Annotated in this window: 16 protein-coding genes; 10 read left to right on the plus strand and 6 right to left on the minus strand. The window is 59.2% G+C overall.

Annotated elements, in window-relative coordinates; translation table 11 throughout:
- Position 1 precedes the first annotated feature (1 nt).
- From cbiE to cobF, 7 genes are read left to right on the plus strand one after another with little or no spacing between them, the layout of a single operon-like run.
- Positions 2–1183 (plus strand): precorrin-6y C5,15-methyltransferase (decarboxylating) subunit CbiE, encoded by a 1182-nt coding sequence (gene cbiE, locus HKX44_RS12355; RefSeq protein ID WP_276151906.1) that lies wholly within the window; start codon positions 2–4, stop codon positions 1181–1183.
- Entirely contained in the window at positions 1180–1566 is a 387-nt protein-coding gene (locus HKX44_RS12360; protein ID WP_276151632.1) for a cobalamin biosynthesis protein, read from the plus strand. The genes cbiE and HKX44_RS12360 overlap by 4 nt, the downstream gene beginning before the upstream one ends.
- Positions 1563–2348, plus strand: coding sequence for a precorrin-4 C(11)-methyltransferase (gene cobM / locus HKX44_RS12365; RefSeq protein ID WP_276151633.1), 786 nt, complete (start codon positions 1563–1565; stop codon positions 2346–2348). The genes HKX44_RS12360 and cobM overlap by 4 nt, the downstream gene beginning before the upstream one ends.
- Positions 2345–3670 carry a cobyrinate a,c-diamide synthase gene (locus HKX44_RS12370; RefSeq protein WP_276151634.1) on the plus strand — a complete coding sequence of 442 codons (1326 nt, stop codon included), beginning with the start codon at positions 2345–2347 and terminating at the stop codon, positions 3668–3670. Before cobM ends, HKX44_RS12370 begins: the two co-directional genes overlap by 4 nt.
- Complete coding sequence (cobA, locus tag HKX44_RS12375; RefSeq protein WP_276151635.1) at positions 3667–4392, plus strand: uroporphyrinogen-III C-methyltransferase; 726 nt, start codon at positions 3667–3669, stop codon at positions 4390–4392. Before HKX44_RS12370 ends, cobA begins: the two co-directional genes overlap by 4 nt.
- Positions 4389–4691, plus strand: coding sequence for a DUF1636 domain-containing protein (locus tag HKX44_RS12380; RefSeq protein WP_276151636.1), 303 nt, complete (start codon positions 4389–4391; stop codon positions 4689–4691). Before cobA ends, HKX44_RS12380 begins: the two co-directional genes overlap by 4 nt.
- Position 4692: 1 nt before the next feature.
- On the plus strand, positions 4693–5433 hold the full coding sequence (gene cobF, locus HKX44_RS12385; protein WP_276151907.1) for a precorrin-6A synthase (deacetylating): 741 nt from the start codon (positions 4693–4695) through the stop codon (positions 5431–5433).
- Positions 5434–5454: 21 nt separating this feature from the next.
- Here cobF and arfB read toward each other — a convergent pair whose 3' ends face one another.
- The 5 genes from arfB to HKX44_RS12410 all read right to left on the minus strand — a co-directional run bounded on the left by arfB (position 5455) and on the right by HKX44_RS12410 (position 10105).
- On the minus strand, positions 5455–5877 hold the full coding sequence (arfB, locus tag HKX44_RS12390) for an alternative ribosome rescue aminoacyl-tRNA hydrolase ArfB (protein ID WP_276151637.1): 423 nt from the start codon (positions 5875–5877) through the stop codon (positions 5455–5457).
- Between the two features lie 340 nt (positions 5878–6217).
- Entirely contained in the window at positions 6218–6838 is a 621-nt protein-coding gene (locus HKX44_RS12395; protein WP_276151638.1) for a queuosine precursor transporter, read from the minus strand.
- A gap of 92 nt (positions 6839–6930) precedes the next feature.
- Positions 6931–7782 carry an esterase-like activity of phytase family protein gene (locus tag HKX44_RS12400; RefSeq protein WP_276151639.1) on the minus strand — a complete coding sequence of 284 codons (852 nt, stop codon included), beginning with the start codon at positions 7780–7782 and terminating at the stop codon, positions 6931–6933.
- 20 nt (positions 7783–7802) lie between these two features.
- A complete protein-coding gene (gene mepA / locus HKX44_RS12405) occupies positions 7803–8741 on the minus strand; it encodes a penicillin-insensitive murein endopeptidase (RefSeq protein WP_276151640.1) in 939 nt (312 codons plus the stop codon).
- Positions 8738–10105, minus strand: coding sequence for an MFS transporter (locus HKX44_RS12410; RefSeq protein ID WP_276151641.1), 1368 nt, complete (start codon positions 10103–10105; stop codon positions 8738–8740). Before HKX44_RS12410 ends, mepA begins: the two co-directional genes overlap by 4 nt.
- Before the next feature lie 176 nt (positions 10106–10281).
- Between HKX44_RS12410 and HKX44_RS12415 the strand changes: the two genes are divergently transcribed.
- From HKX44_RS12415 to yaaA, 3 genes are all read left to right on the plus strand, one after another.
- Positions 10282–10569, plus strand: a complete 288-nt coding sequence (locus tag HKX44_RS12415; RefSeq protein WP_276151908.1) for a YggT family protein — start codon at positions 10282–10284, stop codon at positions 10567–10569.
- A gap of 186 nt (positions 10570–10755) precedes the next feature.
- A complete protein-coding gene (gene recQ / locus HKX44_RS12420; protein ID WP_276151642.1) occupies positions 10756–12801 on the plus strand; it encodes a DNA helicase RecQ in 2046 nt (681 codons plus the stop codon).
- 61 nt (positions 12802–12862) lie between these two features.
- Positions 12863–13642 (plus strand): peroxide stress protein YaaA, encoded by a 780-nt coding sequence (gene yaaA / locus HKX44_RS12425; protein ID WP_276151643.1) that lies wholly within the window; start codon positions 12863–12865, stop codon positions 13640–13642.
- Here yaaA and HKX44_RS12430 read toward each other — a convergent pair.
- Positions 13627–15771 (minus strand): response regulator, encoded by a 2145-nt coding sequence (locus HKX44_RS12430; RefSeq protein ID WP_276151644.1) that lies wholly within the window; start codon positions 15769–15771, stop codon positions 13627–13629. The genes yaaA and HKX44_RS12430 overlap by 16 nt on opposite strands.
- Between the last annotated feature and the right edge of the window lie 13 nt (positions 15772–15784).

Below are 15784 nucleotides of genomic sequence, written 5' to 3' on the forward strand. Positions count from 1 at the left end.
GATGGATAATCCTTGGCTGACAATCATCGGAATGTCGGACGATACCGCAGGCACCTTGCCGCCCGCAAGCCGTGACGCGATTGCACAGGCTGAGGTGATCTTTGGCGGGCCGCGCCATCTTGAGCTGGTTGAAGCCGGCGCAAAAGGCCAACCTTGGCCGGTTCCCTTCAGCGTGGCACCGGTATTGGCCGCGAAAGGCAAGTGCTGTGTTGTGCTGGCCTCGGGCGATCCGTTCTGGTTTGGCGCAGGCGGCAGCCTGTCGGAGCATCTTTCTCGTGGAGAGTGGCAGGTCTTGCCCGCCCCATCGACCTTTCAACTGGTTGCCGGATACCTTGGCTGGCGGATGGAAACGCTCACCTGCCATGGGCTACACGCCGCCCCCTTTGAACGGCTGCGCAGGGTTCTGTCGCCGCAGGGACGTATGATTTGCCTGTTGCGTGACGCAGATGCCCCTGCAGCGTTGGCAAAATGGCTAACCGAACAAGGGGCAGGCGCGGCAGCCCTGCACGTCTGCGAACGGATGGGAGGGCCGCACCAGCGGGTCCGTGAAACCACAGCGGCAGAGTTTAACATCACCGCCATCGCCGCCCCCGTTGCCGTCGCCGTTGCATTGCCGTTCGATGTTGGGCTTTCGCGTGCCTCGGGCCTGCCCGATGACAGTTTCGCCCATGACGGCCAGATCACAAAACGCCCGGTGCGTGCGTTGACCCTTTCTGCGCTGGGCCCACGCCCGACAGAAACCCTGTGGGATATTGGGGCGGGATCAGGTTCTATTTCGGTGGAATGGTGCCTTGCTGGTGGGCAGGCCACGGCCTTTGAAATCAAACCCGAGCGGGCGGATAACATCGCCAGCAACATTCGGGACTTTGGCCTTGATCACTTGATGCGCGTGGTGACAGGCGCGTCGCTGGACACGATCCAGAACCACCCGACCCCCGATGCGGTGTTTGTCGGAGGCGGCGGCACCGCAGAATTGTTCGAGAGGCTGTTTACAATTTTACCCAAAGGCACGCGCATTGTCGCCAATGGTGTTACCTTGGAAACCGAAACCTTGCTGGCCAATCTACAGGCCGAAAAGGGCGGAACGCTGTTGCGGATCGAACTGGCACAGGCGCAACCGCTGGGCCGTATGCGTGGCTGGCAATCTGCCCGTCCTGTTGTGCAGTGGAGTGTCACGCTATGAGGGTTTTGGGCATCGGTTTTCGCGCCACCGCTGATCTGGCAAGTTTGCAGGATGCCATGCGTCTGGCGCTAGAATCCGCCGGCCCCGCGAAAATTGACACCCTGGTGACCGAAGCGGCGAAATCGCGCGAAAAGGTATTTCAGGAATTTGCAGGGCTGATGGGCATCCCCGGCCTTGGGGTCACTCAGGCAGACCTGCAACAGATGATCACCCCCACCCAATCGCAACGCATTCAGGATAAGTTCGGGACCGGATCGCTGGCCGAGGCTGCCGCCCTTGTCGCCGCCGGCCCGAATGCGCGGCTGGTTGCACCGCGCGTCGTCTCGGGTGATGCTAATGCCACTGCCGCCATCGCGCAAAACGTTGAGGAAAACCAAACATGACTGTTCATTTTATCGGTGCGGGGCCCGGTGCGCCCGACCTGATCACCCTGCGCGGGCGTGACCTGATCGCGGCCTGTCCGGTCTGTCTTTATGCCGGATCGCTGGTGCCTGAGGCATTGCTGGCGCATTGTCCGAAAGACGCGAAAATCGTCAATACCGCGCGGATGTCACTGGATGAAATTATGGACGAAATCAGCGCGGCCCACGCGGCGGGCCACGACATCGCACGGTTGCATTCCGGTGATCTGTCGGTTTGGTCGGCCATGGGTGAACAGCTGCGTCGGCTGCGCGCCCTTGATATTCCTTATGACGTCACGCCGGGTGTGCCGTCCTTTGCCGCAGCCGCCGCTGCGTTGAACGCCGAGTTGACCTTGCCCGGTGTGGTGCAATCGGTTGTGCTGACCCGCACCTCTGGTCGCGCCACAGCGATGCCCGAAAGCGAGGCGCTGGAGAATTTTGCAAAAACCGGTGCGACTCTTGCAATCCATTTGTCGGTGCATGTGCTTGATAAAGTGGTGGCCGATCTGACGCCGCATTACGGTGCGGATTGTCCGGTTGCGGTTGTCTGGCGGGCCAGCTGGCCGGATCAACGGGTGGTCAAGGCGACGTTGGAGACATTGAAAACCGCCATCGGTGCCGAGATGGAGCGCACCGCACTGATCCTTGTCGGCCATGCCATCGGTGCCGAGGACTTTGGCGAAAGCAGGCTTTATGCGGGGGATTACGACCGCCGTTTCCGTCCTGTGGGCACTGCCCCGCGATTCCCGGAGAGCGCCGAATGATCCCCCCCGGTCTGATGATTTCCGCGCCCGCCTCGGGCACTGGCAAAACCACATTGATGCTGGGCCTGTTGGCGGCGTTTCGGGCGCAGGGCGTCGAGGTGCAACCATTCAAAAGCGGCCCCGATTACATTGATCCGGCCTTTCACACGGCTGCGTCTGGACGGGCGTCTTTCAACCTCGACAGTTGGTCAATGGCGCGGCCAACAATCGACGGTCTGGTTGGCAACGCCGCTGGGGCGGACCTGATCCTTGCCGAAGGGTCGATGGGGCTTTTTGATGGGGTGGCAATACCGGGGGCCTGTGGCAACGGGGCCAGCGCGGATGTCGCCGCGTTGATGGGCTGGCCGGTGGTGCTGGTGCTGGATGTGTCCGGCGCGGCGCAATCGGTGGCTGCGACGGCGCTGGGTTTCAAGATGATGCGCCCCGATGTGACGCTGGCCGGTGTGGTGCTGAACCGTGTGGCCTCGCCCCGTCACGAAGCTTTGGTGCGGGTCGGAATGGAGGCTGCGGGTGTGCGTGTTCTGGGCGTTCTGCCGCGGCGCAAAGAGATCGAGTTGCCCGAACGGCACCTCGGATTGGTGCAAGCCGGAGAGCAGGAGAACCTGCCCGATATCCTTGCCGGCGCTGGTGCCTTTGTCAGCGAACATGTTGACCTTGACGCCCTGCGCGCCGCCGCTGCGGGGACGTTGCAAGATGCCCCGGCACCTGCAACGGTCATTCCACCCGGCCAGCGTATTGCACTGGCACAGGACGCTGCCTTTGCTTTTGTTTATCCACATCTTCTGGCGGGCTGGCGGGTTGCCGGTGCCGAGGTTCTACCGTTTTCGCCATTGGCCAATGAGGCCCCTGATCCTACTGCTGATGTCTGTTGGTTGCCGGGGGGTTACCCAGAACTTCACGCCGGTACCCTTGCCGCCGCCACAAATTTTCGCACAGGTATTCAACAGTTTGCGCAACAAAAACAGGTGCATGGCGAATGCGGCGGGTACATGGCGATGGGGGCCGGATTGGTAGACAAGGAAGGGGGGCGTCACGAAATGACGGGCCTTCTGGCGCTGGAAACTTCATTCGAGAAACGCAAATTCCATCTTGGTTATCGTAAGGCGACCCTGAATGCGCCGATCCCTGGTTTTGACGGGCAGGCGCGGTTGCGGGGCCATGAGTTTCACTATGCAACCATCCTGAAAGAGCCTGACGCACCGCTGGCAAAAATTTGCGACAGCAATGACATAGAGGTGGGCGAAACCGGATCGACACGGACATTTGAGGGCGGCGGTCGGGCCACCGGCACCTTCTTTCATATGATCGGAGAAGAGGGATGAGCGGCTTTGTCTCTTTCGTGTCTTCCGGCCCGGGTGATCCCGAGCTGTTGACCGTCAAGGCGGTGGACCGGCTGCAAAAGGCAGAAGCCGTATTGTTTGACGACCTCAGCGCGGGGCCTATCCTTGAACATGCAGGCCCTGATGCGGATCTGATCGGCGTGGGCAAGCGGGCCGGGCGGGCATCGCCCAAGCAACACCACGTGTCACAGGTTCTGGTGGAACACGCCAAAGCAGGATTGCGGGTTGTGCGGCTGAAATCCGGTGACAGCGGCATGTTCGGACGGCTTGAGGAAGAGACGACGGCGTTGAAAGCGGCGGGCATCCCCTTTGAAATCATCCCCGGTGTGACCTCGGCCTCGGCGGCGGCAGCGGCGGCGGGTTTACCGTTAACACGCCGTCTGACTGCGCGACGGGTGCAATTCATCACCGGTGCGGATGTTACCGGCGATTTGCCCAGCGATGTGAACATGGCTGCCCTTGCCGATCCGGCGGCCACCACTGTTGTTTACATGGGCAAACGGACCTTTGCAGGACTGGCGGCGCGGCTGGTTGAACACGGCTTGCCCGGTGACACACCCGCGATGTTGGCCGAGGCGGTGTCGACGCCTGCCGAAAAACTGACCCGCTATACAATCACAAGCCTTGCCGCGCATTTGGAGACGACCAGCAGCACAACGCCTGCGCTGATCTTTTACGGTCCCTTGGCGGAGCCGGAAGAGTGAAAGTTTCGGTTTGCAGTTCCTGCGCACCCGAGGCGCGGTTTGTCGATTTCCTGCGCGATGGGTTGCAAGGGGTCGAGGTGGAAAGTGTCGAGTGCATGTCCGGCTGTACCCGCGCTCAGACGGTGGCCTTTCGCGAAAGCGGCAAGGTCGCCTATCTGTTTGGTGATCTGACCCGCGACGATCTGGCCGAGTTGCAGAACTTCATCACCCTTTACACCGCGTCCGAGGACGGCACCTTTGCCGACGCGCGCGTCTTGGGCAGCTTGCGCACCAAAGCCATTGCGCGCATTCCGGGGTAATCTGATGCAATTGACACTTATCGGTATTGGCACGGGCAACCCCGATCACCTGACGCTTCAGGCGGTGCGGGCGATCAACGCGCAAGACATGATCTTGATCCCGCGCAAAGGGAAGGGCAAGGCCGATTTGGCAGAGCTGCGCCGCGCGATTTGCGACGCGGTTCTGACCAACACCAGCACCCGCATTGTGGAATTCGATCTGCCGGTGCGTGACGAGGCAACGCCGGATTACCGCCAACGGGTGGACGATTGGCATGATGCAATTGCACGGGCTTGGACCGAGGCTATGGGGGCTGGCGCAACGGGCAATGTGGCGCTGTTGGTCTGGGGCGATCCATCGCTTTATGACAGCACCTTGCGGATTGCTGCGCGACTTGATCCTGCCCCGCAGATAACGGTGATTCCGGGCATCACATCCTTGCAGGCGCTGACCGCAGCCCATGCGATCCCGATCAATGATATCGGCGCCCCCTTTGTGGTCACAACGGGCCGGCGGTTGCGCGATGAGGGCTGGCCGGCAGGTGTGGACACGCTGGCGATCATGCTGGACGGCACCTGCGCATTCCAGACCCTGCCGCCGGAGGGGGTGCATATCTGGTGGGGCGGATATGTTGGCATGAAAGAACAGATCATCTGTGAAGGGGCTTTGGCCGAGGTTGGCGACCGGATCATTCAAATGCGGGCAGAGGCACGTGCGAACCATGGCTGGATCATGGACATCTATATCTTGCGCAAGGTCTGAGGGACGGCGCGGCGCAGGGGCTCACCCGTCGGGGTCAACCTTGCCGCGCATTGCTTTGACGTCGCCGCGTACCTTCTTGGCCTTTAACCGGCGTTTCTTTGACCCTAGCGTCGGGCGCGTGGCGATCCGCCGTTTCGGCGGGGTCAGCGCTTGCGTGATCAAGGCCACCAACCGGTCCCGTGCGATATCGCGGTTGCGGGCCTGACTGCGGGTCTCGTCACATTGGATCACCAATGCACCCTCGTTGGTCCAGCGCCGTCCGGCCAAGCGACGCAGCCTTGTTTTCACGGGGGCGGGCAAGGAGGGTGAGGTCGCGGCCTCGAACCGCAGCTCAACCGCCGAAGACACTTTGTTCACGTTCTGCCCGCCGGGGCCGGAAGCGCGGACAAATTGTTCGGAAAGTTCCCAGTCCTGAATGCTGATGGTGTCGTTGATGCGTAACATGCGGCCTTTGTTGCATTCTGTGCGGCGAAGGTCAAAACGCCGTGGCATCGGGCATCAAAATTAGGCGAGGCCCGGAAAACGAAATGGGCCGCCCCGTATACCGGAGCGGCCCAAATGAATGGCTTAAGGAGGGGATCGGTTAGACCGAAATCCACTCAGGCTGTTCAACCGTCAGGGGCTGCCCTAACGGGATACCTCCCAAGCTGTTCCGACACCTCGCTCCAGTACCTTTCTTGACACTAGATCACCTCCTTTACATTTGTTGAACTCACCTGAATCGTTGCACAGGTTTTTCAAAACACAAAGAACTTTTTTGATCTATTTGTCGTTACCCGTGGGATTAACCGGCGCGCAACATGCGTGATGTCAAGACGCGGAAGGGGATCAGAGCCAGCAAGGCGATTCCTAGTTTCACGGCCCAATCCGCCACTGCCAGCGACACCCAAAGCGGTGCAACAGGTCCACTGCCAAGGATCGGCAACATTTCCGAGGCCCAGCTGACATCCGTTGCAGGATGGATAAAGCTGAACGCACCGGAGAAGGCGACAGAGAAGAACAGAGCGGTATCCAGCGTGCCCCCGATCAGCGTGCTAAGCAAGGGTGCCCGCCACCATGCGCCACTGCGCAGGGCCGCGAAGATCGACACATCCAGCAACTGGGCGATAAGGAAAGCGAGACCAGACGCGATGGCGATCCGTACCGTGACCAGGGGGCCAAATTCGCCCATGATCTGCGTCCCGATAAGCGAACAGACCAGCCCGACGCCAAAGCCAACAAGGACCACGCGCCGTGCGGCGGCGGTGCCATAGACGCGGTTCATCACATCGGTGACCAGAAAGGCCAGCGGGTAGGTGAATGCGCCATAGGTCAGCCATTGACCGTACAGAAATTGAACAAGGATATTCGAGGCCACGACAATGGCGGCCATGGCAATGATGCCGGGGAGAGTACTACGTGTCATAATATAAAACCGTTTTTTGCAAGGGTGCGGCGACTTGGCCTGCGGGTATCGCAGACTGGGGCGCTTTAGGCCTTTGTCAGCGGCAAGGCAAGTCATTCCGAAACGGCGAACTCAACGATCTGTGTAGTCTGTAGCGGGAAAAAGTTGTCATCCGAGATCAGGGTCAGCCGCGTGGCACCGGATTTGTCCTGCCAAACGCTGAGCGCCTCAAGGTTGTCAAAACGGGCCGGAAACGTGGTCAGAAGAACCTCGGCCCTGATGGGGGCTGTGTTCAGATCCAGACGTCTGATCCGGTTGCGAAACCCTAAAGGGGTCACTGCGCGCTCCAAAAGGTACAGTCGGCCTTGGTCATCGAAATCGGCACCTACAGGTCGGAAAGGACCGGGCAAAGGCACGCGGTGGGTGATCTGCCAGCGGTCTTTGTCAAAGACATAGAGTGGTGTTGTCCCAGTAGCATCCGCCGCTGCCTCGGAAATGGTGAACAGCCTGCCATCGGGGTGGATTGCGAGGGCTTCCAAGCCGGTGTTCTTGGCCTGTCTCGCAAAGTCGGGATGGCGTGGCAGGTCAATGGTGACACCGGTTTCAGTGTTTAGACGCGCGACCCGGTGTTCCAGTTCAAAAGAGATATAGACGCTGCCATCGAGGGCAATGGCCAACCCTTCAATATCACGGAAACGGGATTTCAGGGGGCTGCCCTGTGCATCGAACATTTCACTGTGGGACAGGGGCGACAGGGCTTGCAAGACATCGGTGTCGCGGATCAGCGCCACCTCCGCCAATGTGCCGCGGTCTGACAGGATGGTCATAAAACTGCCATCTTGCGACAACTCCAGACCAGAGAACCCGCCAAACCATGCGGCATCCCATTCCCATGTGACTGTGGATACCAGACGCAGGGAAGGCTCCGCGCGGGCGGGCAAGGTGGTGCCCCATAGCACCACCATCAAAGCACAAACGAGGCGTCTCAGTTGCCCAGAACCGCCTTGCACTGTGCCGGCAGGTCCGCCAGCACCAGTTCGCGGCGGGGCGGCTTGGGTTTGGCGTTAGGGTCTTTCGGTTTTGGTTTCGGCGGGTTCAGGATGTTGGCCTGCCACTGACGTGCATCTGCACAACCATCACCGGCGGGGGGTGGGTTTTGGTTCACACATCCCCTCACACCCTTGGGACAGTTCAGGCGGACATGGAAATGATAGTGGTGGCCGTACCATGGCCGGATTTTCCGCAGATAGCTGCGGTCGCCCCTTTCATCCTTGCACATCTGTACCTTGGCACCGGGAAAGACGAAAATACGCGCGGTACGTGGGTCTTTGGCGGCGGCCTTGAGGATGTTGTGATGTGCGCGTGTCCACGAGCTGTTTACATAGGCCCCTCTGGAGCGGCGCATGGAAATGGACGAAATGTTCTCGCGCTGTTTACGACTAAGGCCCAGCGATTTGGGCGGCAGCATCCAGATATCGGCATCCAGCCCGATCTGATGGCTGCGGTGCCCGGTCAACATCGGGCCGCCACGCGGCTGGCTCATATCCCCGACATAAAGCCCTTCCCAACCGGGTTGGGTTGCGGCGAACGCCGACAGTTTCTTGACCATATCAACGGTTTCGGGGTGGGCCCAGTTGCGATTGCGCGACAGCCGCATGGCCTGCCATGTTGGGCCGGTTTCGGGCAATTGTACCCCTCCGGCAAGGCACCCTTTGGCATAGCTGCCAAAAGCCGCAGGGCTTTGCGACGACGCAAAGGATTTCGCCCCGAACAGCTTTTTCGCCTGCACCCTGCTGAGGGCACCACCAGAGGACCCGATGGTCGGCAAAACCTGTTTGGCCCCGCTGATGTCACGGCCACCCCCGCCACAAGAGGCAAGAACAACCGCCAGAGCGGCACAGATCAAAACGCGGGCAGGGGTCATTTGGCAAAATCTCCGTCTCGTTTCACCCATGCTAACAGGATAAGCCCCAAGATGAATAGGATTATGACCGGAGAAATGCCAATTCGGGCGCTTCCGGTAAGTGTGGTAACGATACCGATCAGGATCGGCGCAAGAAACGCCGTGGCGCGCCCGGACAGACCGTAGAGGCCGAAATATTCGGTCGCGTTTTCTGTCGTGCAATGGCGCACCATAAGGGACCGGCTGGAGGATTGCAGAATACCGCCAAACCCGCCAATCAACACGCCGCAGACCATAAATATCAGGTCTGGCGTGTGCGATCCCGCCTCAAGTGCGATCCCGTAAATGCTGTTTGGTGTCAGGTTGACGATGGTGAGGCAGACAAAAATCAAGACCCAGATTGCGGCGATGATCACCGGCTTTGGTCCAAACCGCCGGTCGGCAAAGCCGCCAATAAAGCTGAAGAACGAGGCACCGATTGCGGCGACAACGCCAAAAGCCCCGATTTGCGCAACCTCCCAATCCAGCACCAGATTGGCATAGACCCCGCCAAATGTATAAAGCCCGTTCAGCCCATCCCGGTAAAGCATGGATGACACCAGATAGATTCCAAGGCTCTTGCGATGTGCAAGACCCTTTACCGAAGCAACCACGCTTTTTATCGCCGCTGAAAAGCTGGCCTTGAGATGGCTGGTACGCACCTCTCTGACCCAGAGGAAATAGGGGACCATAAACACAGCAAACCACAAAGCGGTCAGCGGGCCGGTCAGCCGGGTGCCCTCGCGCGCTGCCGGGTTCAGACCAAAGACGGGGTCGAAACCAAGGAGGGTTTTGCCGTTGCCCTGTTCAACTACAAATCCAAGGACCAGAATCAAACAAACCACGCCGCCCAGATACCCGAAGGCGAAACCAGAGCCGGAGATTTTGCCGATCTCGTCCCGTTCTCCCAAACCGGGCAGCTGTGAGTTAATGAAAATAAGCGCGTATTCCCCGCCGATGAAGCCAAGACCAAAGGCGGCAAGCATCCAGTACAGGTTGCCCGCGTCTGGGTCCGTAAACCACAACAGCGATGCACCGACGATGTACATGATGCTAAATCCGATGATCCACGGCATCTTGCGCCCGGAACTATCCGCCATCGCACCAAAGATCGGCGCGGCAAGGGCGATGATGATGCCATAGATTGCGGTACTCCAGGCCCATGTTGCCTGTGCGCGGGCATCAGCCGCAGTTTCCTCAAGGCCAAGCCCCAGAAAATAGCTGGCTGCGATGGCTGCAAAGAACGGGCCAAAGATGAAGGTGTTCAGAACCGTGTGATAGGGTTGGCTGGCCCAGTCAAAGAAATACCAGCCCCAGATGCGTTTTCGCGCTGTGATTGTTGCCATTGTCCCGCCCCTGATTGACCCACCTTCAGGTAGAGCAGGCGCATGGGGTGCGCGCAAGAGAGCGCGTGGTTTTTCCTGCACGCAAAGCCATCAGTTCACCTTGATCCCTGCCGCGCACTTGCGGATTTTCGATGGCAGGCTTAACTGAACGTCATTATTCACAAGAAGGGCGCGACATGACCTCGATTTTCCAAATTCTGATGCTGTTGCTTAACATCATCTATTTCATCGTGATTGCGCATGTCATCATGTCCTGGTTGATTAACTTTCAGGTGTTGAACCTGCGCCAGCCCTTAGTTGCCCAAATCTGGGATGGCTTGAACCGTCTGCTTGAACCGATCTACAGCCGGCTGCGGTCTGTGTTGCCACAAATGGGCGGGCTTGATCTGGCCCCGTTGGCCTTGCTGATCGGTGTCGCTGTGGCGCGGATCATTCTGGTAAACAACGCGGCGGCCTTCTACTAGGACAGTGCCATGATAACCTGAGATTATTGGCAGCACTCAAGGTGTTGAAATCTATGATTTCAATCAGGGCTGTATGATCCAAGGTTTTCGACAAGTGTGATAGGGGTGCCGGCCCTTTGGGCTTGTCCATCCATAGCGAGTATGGGAATCTGCAAAAAAGAGCAGAAGATCATACAGGGTTCCCGCATGACAGGCGCTGCCACGCTTTTACGTGATGTATTCGGATTTGACGGTTTCCGTCCCGGCCAGCAAGAGATTGTCGAGGCGGTAACGGCTGGTGAAAACGTGCTGGCCATCATGCCGACTGGTGGCGGTAAATCCCTGTGTTTCCAACTGCCTGCCCTGATGCGTGAGGGGGTAACGGTGGTGATTTCGCCGCTGATTGCCCTGATGCGCGACCAAGTTCGATCCTTGCAAGAGGCCGGTGTCGGGGCGGGGGCCTTGACCTCTGGCAATACCGAGGAAGAGACCGATGCCGTTTGGCAGGGGCTTGAGGCGGGCACGCTCAAACTGTTGTATATGGCCCCTGAACGCCTTGCCGCCGGTTCGGTCACCGGCATGTTGAAGCGTGTGGGCGTCAATCTGATAGCGGTGGACGAGGCCCATTGCGTCAGCCAATGGGGCCATGATTTTCGCCCCGATTACCTGCGTATCGGTGAGTTGCGCCGGCACCTGAACGTGCCGTTGGCAGCATTTACCGCCACCGCAGATGCGGAAACCCGCGCCGAGATTGTTCAAAAGCTGTTTGATGGGCTGGATCCGACGGCCTTTCTGGGCGGATTTGACCGGCCTAATATCCACCTGGCGTTTCAGGCGAAAAACAAACCGCGTGATCAGATATTGAACTTTGCTGCGGCCCGCAAAGGGCAGTCCGGCATTGTCTATTGCGGCACCCGCGCCAAGACCGAAGGCATTGCCCGCGCGCTGCGCGAAGCCGGCCAAAAGGCAATCCATTATCACGGCGGGATGGAGGCCGAAGACCGCCGGATTGCGGAACGCCAGTTTCAGCAAGAGGACGGGCTGATCGTCTGTGCTACGGTGGCCTTTGGGATGGGCGTGGACAAGCCGGATATCCGTTGGGTTGCCCATGCTGATCTGCCAAAAAGCATCGAGGCCTATTATCAGGAAATTGGTCGGGCAGGACGCGACGGCGCCCCTGCCGAGACGCTGACGTTGTTTGGACCTGACGACATCCGCCTGCGCCGCAGCCAGATTGACGAAGGGTTGGCACCGCCTGAACGGCGCGCGGCAGATCACGCCCGCCTGAACGCACTTCTGGGGCTGGCTGAGGCGTTGGAATGCCGGCGCAAAACCTTGCTTGGCTACTTTGACGAAACCAAAATTACCTGCGGCCGTTGCGATCTCTGCGATACACCAGCGGATGTATTTGACGGCACAACCGCGGTACGCAAGGCGCTGTCGGCGATCCTGCGCACCGAAGAGTGGTTTGGCGCGGGCCATCTGATTGATATCCTGCTGGGTGTTGAAACCGACAAGGTCAAGGCGCGCGGCCACGCCACTCTGCCGACCTTTGGTGTGGGTGGCGAATACGACCGTCGGCAATGGCAGGCGGTGTTCCGCCAGATGATGGGCCATGACCTGATCCGCCCCGACCCCGAACGCCACGGTGCATTACGCATGACAGATGCGGCCCTGCCGATCCTGCGCGACGAGGCGAAAATCAAGCTGCGCCGCGATTCCATCAAGACCGCAGGGGCCAGCCGCCGCCCGGCTGTGAAACAGATGGTCAGCGAGGAAGACGCACCGTTGTTGTCCGCACTGAAGGCAAAGCGGCGGGGGCTGGCCGAAGCTGCGCGGGTGCCGGCCTATATCATCTTCACCGACCGCACCCTGATCGAAATGGCTGAAAAGCGGCCACGTGATCTGGACGGGATGGCGGGGATTGGCGGCATTGGGGCGAAAAAGCTGGATACCTACGGTCTGGCCTTTCTGGAGGTGATCAACGGTGAAGCGGCGGGTATGCATCCGACACGGCGCAAACTGGCGGGGCGCGAGGCCGGCAATGTCTATGACCAGCTGTTGCAGGTGCAGGCCGATCTGACACGCGGTGCAGGGGGCGCTGACAAACCGCTAAGCTGTTCGGCCTCCTTGCTGGCCAAAGTGGCACAGCTGCGTAATCCGGACGAAAGCGCCATTGAACGTCTGCTCGGCGAACGGCGCGCAACCCGGTTCGGCACCGCCTTTCTGGATGTGCTGCGCGAGGCGGGCTGATCCCCCCTTGTGATCAGGCGTCACCACGCTATCTCTGGAGCAACGCAAAAAGGGGACCAAAATGCTGGTTGTGATTTCACCCGCCAAAAGGCTGGACTGGGACGTGCGGGATGTGGATGTGACACAACCTGATTTTCAGGAGGACGCTGTGCGGTTGGCAACCACGGCCCGCAACCTGACACTGGGCAAGTTGAAAGACCTGATGCATCTGAGTGATGACCTTGCACGGCTGAACCGCGACCGGTTTCAGGCATTTGAAGCCGCGCCGGCACCGGATGTGACCCGCCCCGCCGCTCTGGCTTTTGCCGGCGATACCTATCAGGGCTTGGAAGCCGGCAGTCTGGATTCGGAGGAACTGGCTTGGGCGCAGGAGCATCTGCGCATATTGTCGGGGCTTTATGGCGTGTTGCGCCCATTGGATGCGATCCAACCCTATCGGCTTGAAATGGGTAGCAAGTTAAAGACGCGGCGCGGAGCCAACCTTTATGACTATTGGGGTGACACCCTGTCCAGAGCGCTGAACGCGCAAGGGGCGGCGGTTGGCAGCGATGTGTTGATCAACTGTGCCAGTCAGGAATATTTTGGCGCGGTTGCCCCTAAGGCGTTGAAGCTGCGGATCATCACGCCCCAGTTTATGGAAGACAAAGGCGACGGAAAAGGCCCCAAGATTGTCAGCTTTTTCGCCAAAAAGGCGCGCGGTGCCATGGCGCGGTTTGTCATCCAGAAGCGGCTGACGGATGCCGAGGCGATCAAGGACTTCGACATTGGCGGCTATGCCTATCAGGCGGACCTCTCAACACCCCAGAAACCGGTGTTCCTGCGCGACTACCCGTCATCCTGATCCAGCTGTAGGGGGGCAAACCTGCCCCCATGGGCCGCCTCGATTTCCTGCATGATCAGTGGTTTGCGCAGGGGTTTGGTTAGGTATTTATCAAGTCCGGCGGCCAATATGCCCGCATCATCCCCGTCCATCGCATGGGCGGTTAGGGCAATGATCGGCGTGCGCGTGCCGGTTTCGCGCGCGCGGATGGCGCTGGTCGCTTCCTTGCCGTCCATCTTGGGCATGGAAATGTCCATGAACACGAGGTCCGGTGCGATTTCCTGAAACAGATGCAGAGCCTCTTCGCCATTGCCGGCAAAGGTTAGATCAAGGTTCAGCGCCTTGACCATTTTGCGAAACACCAACTGGTTGGTCTTGTTGTCTTCGGCGGCAAGGATACGCATCTTTCGCTTTGGTGCGGGGGTGGTCGTGGCGGGGCCTTCAAAGGTCAGCGCGTCGAGTGCTTGAAATAGGTTCTGGCGCGTAGGTGGATGCAGCAGAATGTCGTTCACCCTTGCATCAAATCCTTCAAGTGCCTTGCCGGGGTGCGTGTGCAGGACAATGACCGGCAGGGTTTTACCCAGTTGCTCTAAATGCGCCAGAAGCGCCGGCGCACTGTCCTGATGGACGAACAGCAAATCCATCTGGTCGTCAAACCGCGCGCAGGCCTGCGCGACCGTGCCACAGGCCACGACCTTGATTCCCAGCTGCGTCAACTGGCGGTTCAAAATGGCGCGGTTAACGTCGATATCATCGACAATCATGGCCTGGTGCAGGCCTTCGGGAGGGGACCATTCAGGGAGTGTGCCTTCTTCGGTCAGGCCCATTTCCACATTGAAGCCGAAACAGGAACCGGTGTTTTCTTCTGAGGTTACCCAGATTTCGCCCCCCATCATCGCGACCAATCGTTGTGAAATCGCAAGGCCAAGGCCGGTACCATCGAATTGCCGGTTACGTTCATTTTCGACCTGATTGAATTCGCCAAAGATGTGGGCGACCATATCTTCGGGAATGCCGATACCCGTATCCTCAACCACGATACGCAGCGAAAGCGCGTCCCGCGCCAGATCGGGAACACCGGTCACGCGGATCAATACATGTCCTTGGGTGGTAAACTTGATGGCATTGCCAATCAGGTTTGTCATCACCTGCCGCACCCGCCCCGGATCGCCCACCATCACGGTTGGCAGGAACAGATCATAATCCAGCAACAGCGGCAGCCCCTTGTCCTGAGCAGAGGTTTGCAACAGCATCAGAACCTCGACAATGGCCCGTTCCAGATCAAACGGTTGTGGATGAAGCTCCAGCTTCTGCGCCTCGATCTTGGAGTAATCCAGTACGTCGTTGATAATGACCAGCAGGGCCTCGCCAGAGTTTTTGATAGTCTCGACATACAGCTTTTGTTCTTCATCCAGATCGCTGTCGGTCAGCAGGTCGGCCATGCCGATCACACCATTCATCGGCGTCCGGATTTCATGGCTCATATTCGCAAGGAAGGCGGATTTCGCGCGGCTGGCACTTTCCGCGACCGAGCGCGCCTCTTTCAACTGTTCCTCGTATTGCACGGTTGCGGTAATATCGAGGCCCAGCGAAACCATGTCCCCCTCTGGCCCGCGCTGATCAACCAGTTTGATGAAATGCCCGTTCCACAGCTGGATCACAATCGGTTCCGGGTCGCGTTGCTGGATCCTGTCGGCCATCATCCGCCGCCAGTCTGCGGTCGACAGGGTGCCGGTGTTCACGATGCCCTCATCCGTCAGAACCTGAAGGATGGTCACGTAATTCACCCCCGGACAGATGCTTTCAAGCCCGTCGAAGATCGCCAGATAGGCCCGGTTTGCCATGATCATTTCGTTGTCGGGATTAAAGAACGCAAAGCCGTCGTTGATGGTTTCAATCGAATGCCACAGCCGCCGCTCTGCAATGGCAATCTTTTCGTTGGCGACATTCAGGTCCGATTTGACACGCTGGTTTTCGCCCCGGATCGTGGCCACCTGCGCACGTGTTTCGACAATCTCTTCGCTTAACTGCTGCGCGTGTTTGCCCAGTTTCCGATTTGCGGCAAAGAGTTCGGCCTTTTTCAGCTCGAGCATACGCTCGGCAGCAAGCCGGTTGCGCCGTTCCTCGGTCAGTTTGTTCGCAAGGCTCATCCGCGCTCCGATT

It is taken from the genome of Sulfitobacter sp. M05 (genome assembly GCF_029285175.1).
In the GTDB taxonomy this organism is placed as follows: Bacteria; Pseudomonadota; Alphaproteobacteria; order Rhodobacterales; family Rhodobacteraceae; genus Sulfitobacter.

Coding starts and splice junctions, on each gene's coding strand:
- cobA (WP_276151635.1), top strand. CDS start 3,667: ATGAGCGGCTTTGTCTCTTTCGTGTCTTCCGGCCCGGGTGATCCCGAG.
- HKX44_RS12415 (WP_276151908.1), top strand. CDS start 10,282: ATGACCTCGATTTTCCAAATTCTGATGCTGTTGCTTAACATCATCTAT.
- cobM (WP_276151633.1), top strand. CDS start 1,563: ATGACTGTTCATTTTATCGGTGCGGGGCCCGGTGCGCCCGACCTGATC.
- HKX44_RS12430 (WP_276151644.1), bottom strand. CDS start 15,771: ATGAGCCTTGCGAACAAACTGACCGAGGAACGGCGCAACCGGCTTGCT.
- HKX44_RS12395 (WP_276151638.1), bottom strand. CDS start 6,838: ATGACACGTAGTACTCTCCCCGGCATCATTGCCATGGCCGCCATTGTC.
- cbiE (WP_276151906.1), top strand. CDS start 2: ATGGATAATCCTTGGCTGACAATCATCGGAATGTCGGACGATACCGCA.
- recQ (WP_276151642.1), top strand. CDS start 10,756: ATGACAGGCGCTGCCACGCTTTTACGTGATGTATTCGGATTTGACGGT.
- yaaA (WP_276151643.1), top strand. CDS start 12,863: ATGCTGGTTGTGATTTCACCCGCCAAAAGGCTGGACTGGGACGTGCGG.
- HKX44_RS12410 (WP_276151641.1), bottom strand. CDS start 10,105: ATGGCAACAATCACAGCGCGAAAACGCATCTGGGGCTGGTATTTCTTT.
- arfB (WP_276151637.1), bottom strand. CDS start 5,877: ATGTTACGCATCAACGACACCATCAGCATTCAGGACTGGGAACTTTCC.
- mepA (WP_276151640.1), bottom strand. CDS start 8,741: ATGACCCCTGCCCGCGTTTTGATCTGTGCCGCTCTGGCGGTTGTTCTT.
- HKX44_RS12370 (WP_276151634.1), top strand. CDS start 2,345: ATGATCCCCCCCGGTCTGATGATTTCCGCGCCCGCCTCGGGCACTGGC.
- HKX44_RS12360 (WP_276151632.1), top strand. CDS start 1,180: ATGAGGGTTTTGGGCATCGGTTTTCGCGCCACCGCTGATCTGGCAAGT.
- HKX44_RS12400 (WP_276151639.1), bottom strand. CDS start 7,782: ATGGTGGTGCTATGGGGCACCACCTTGCCCGCCCGCGCGGAGCCTTCC.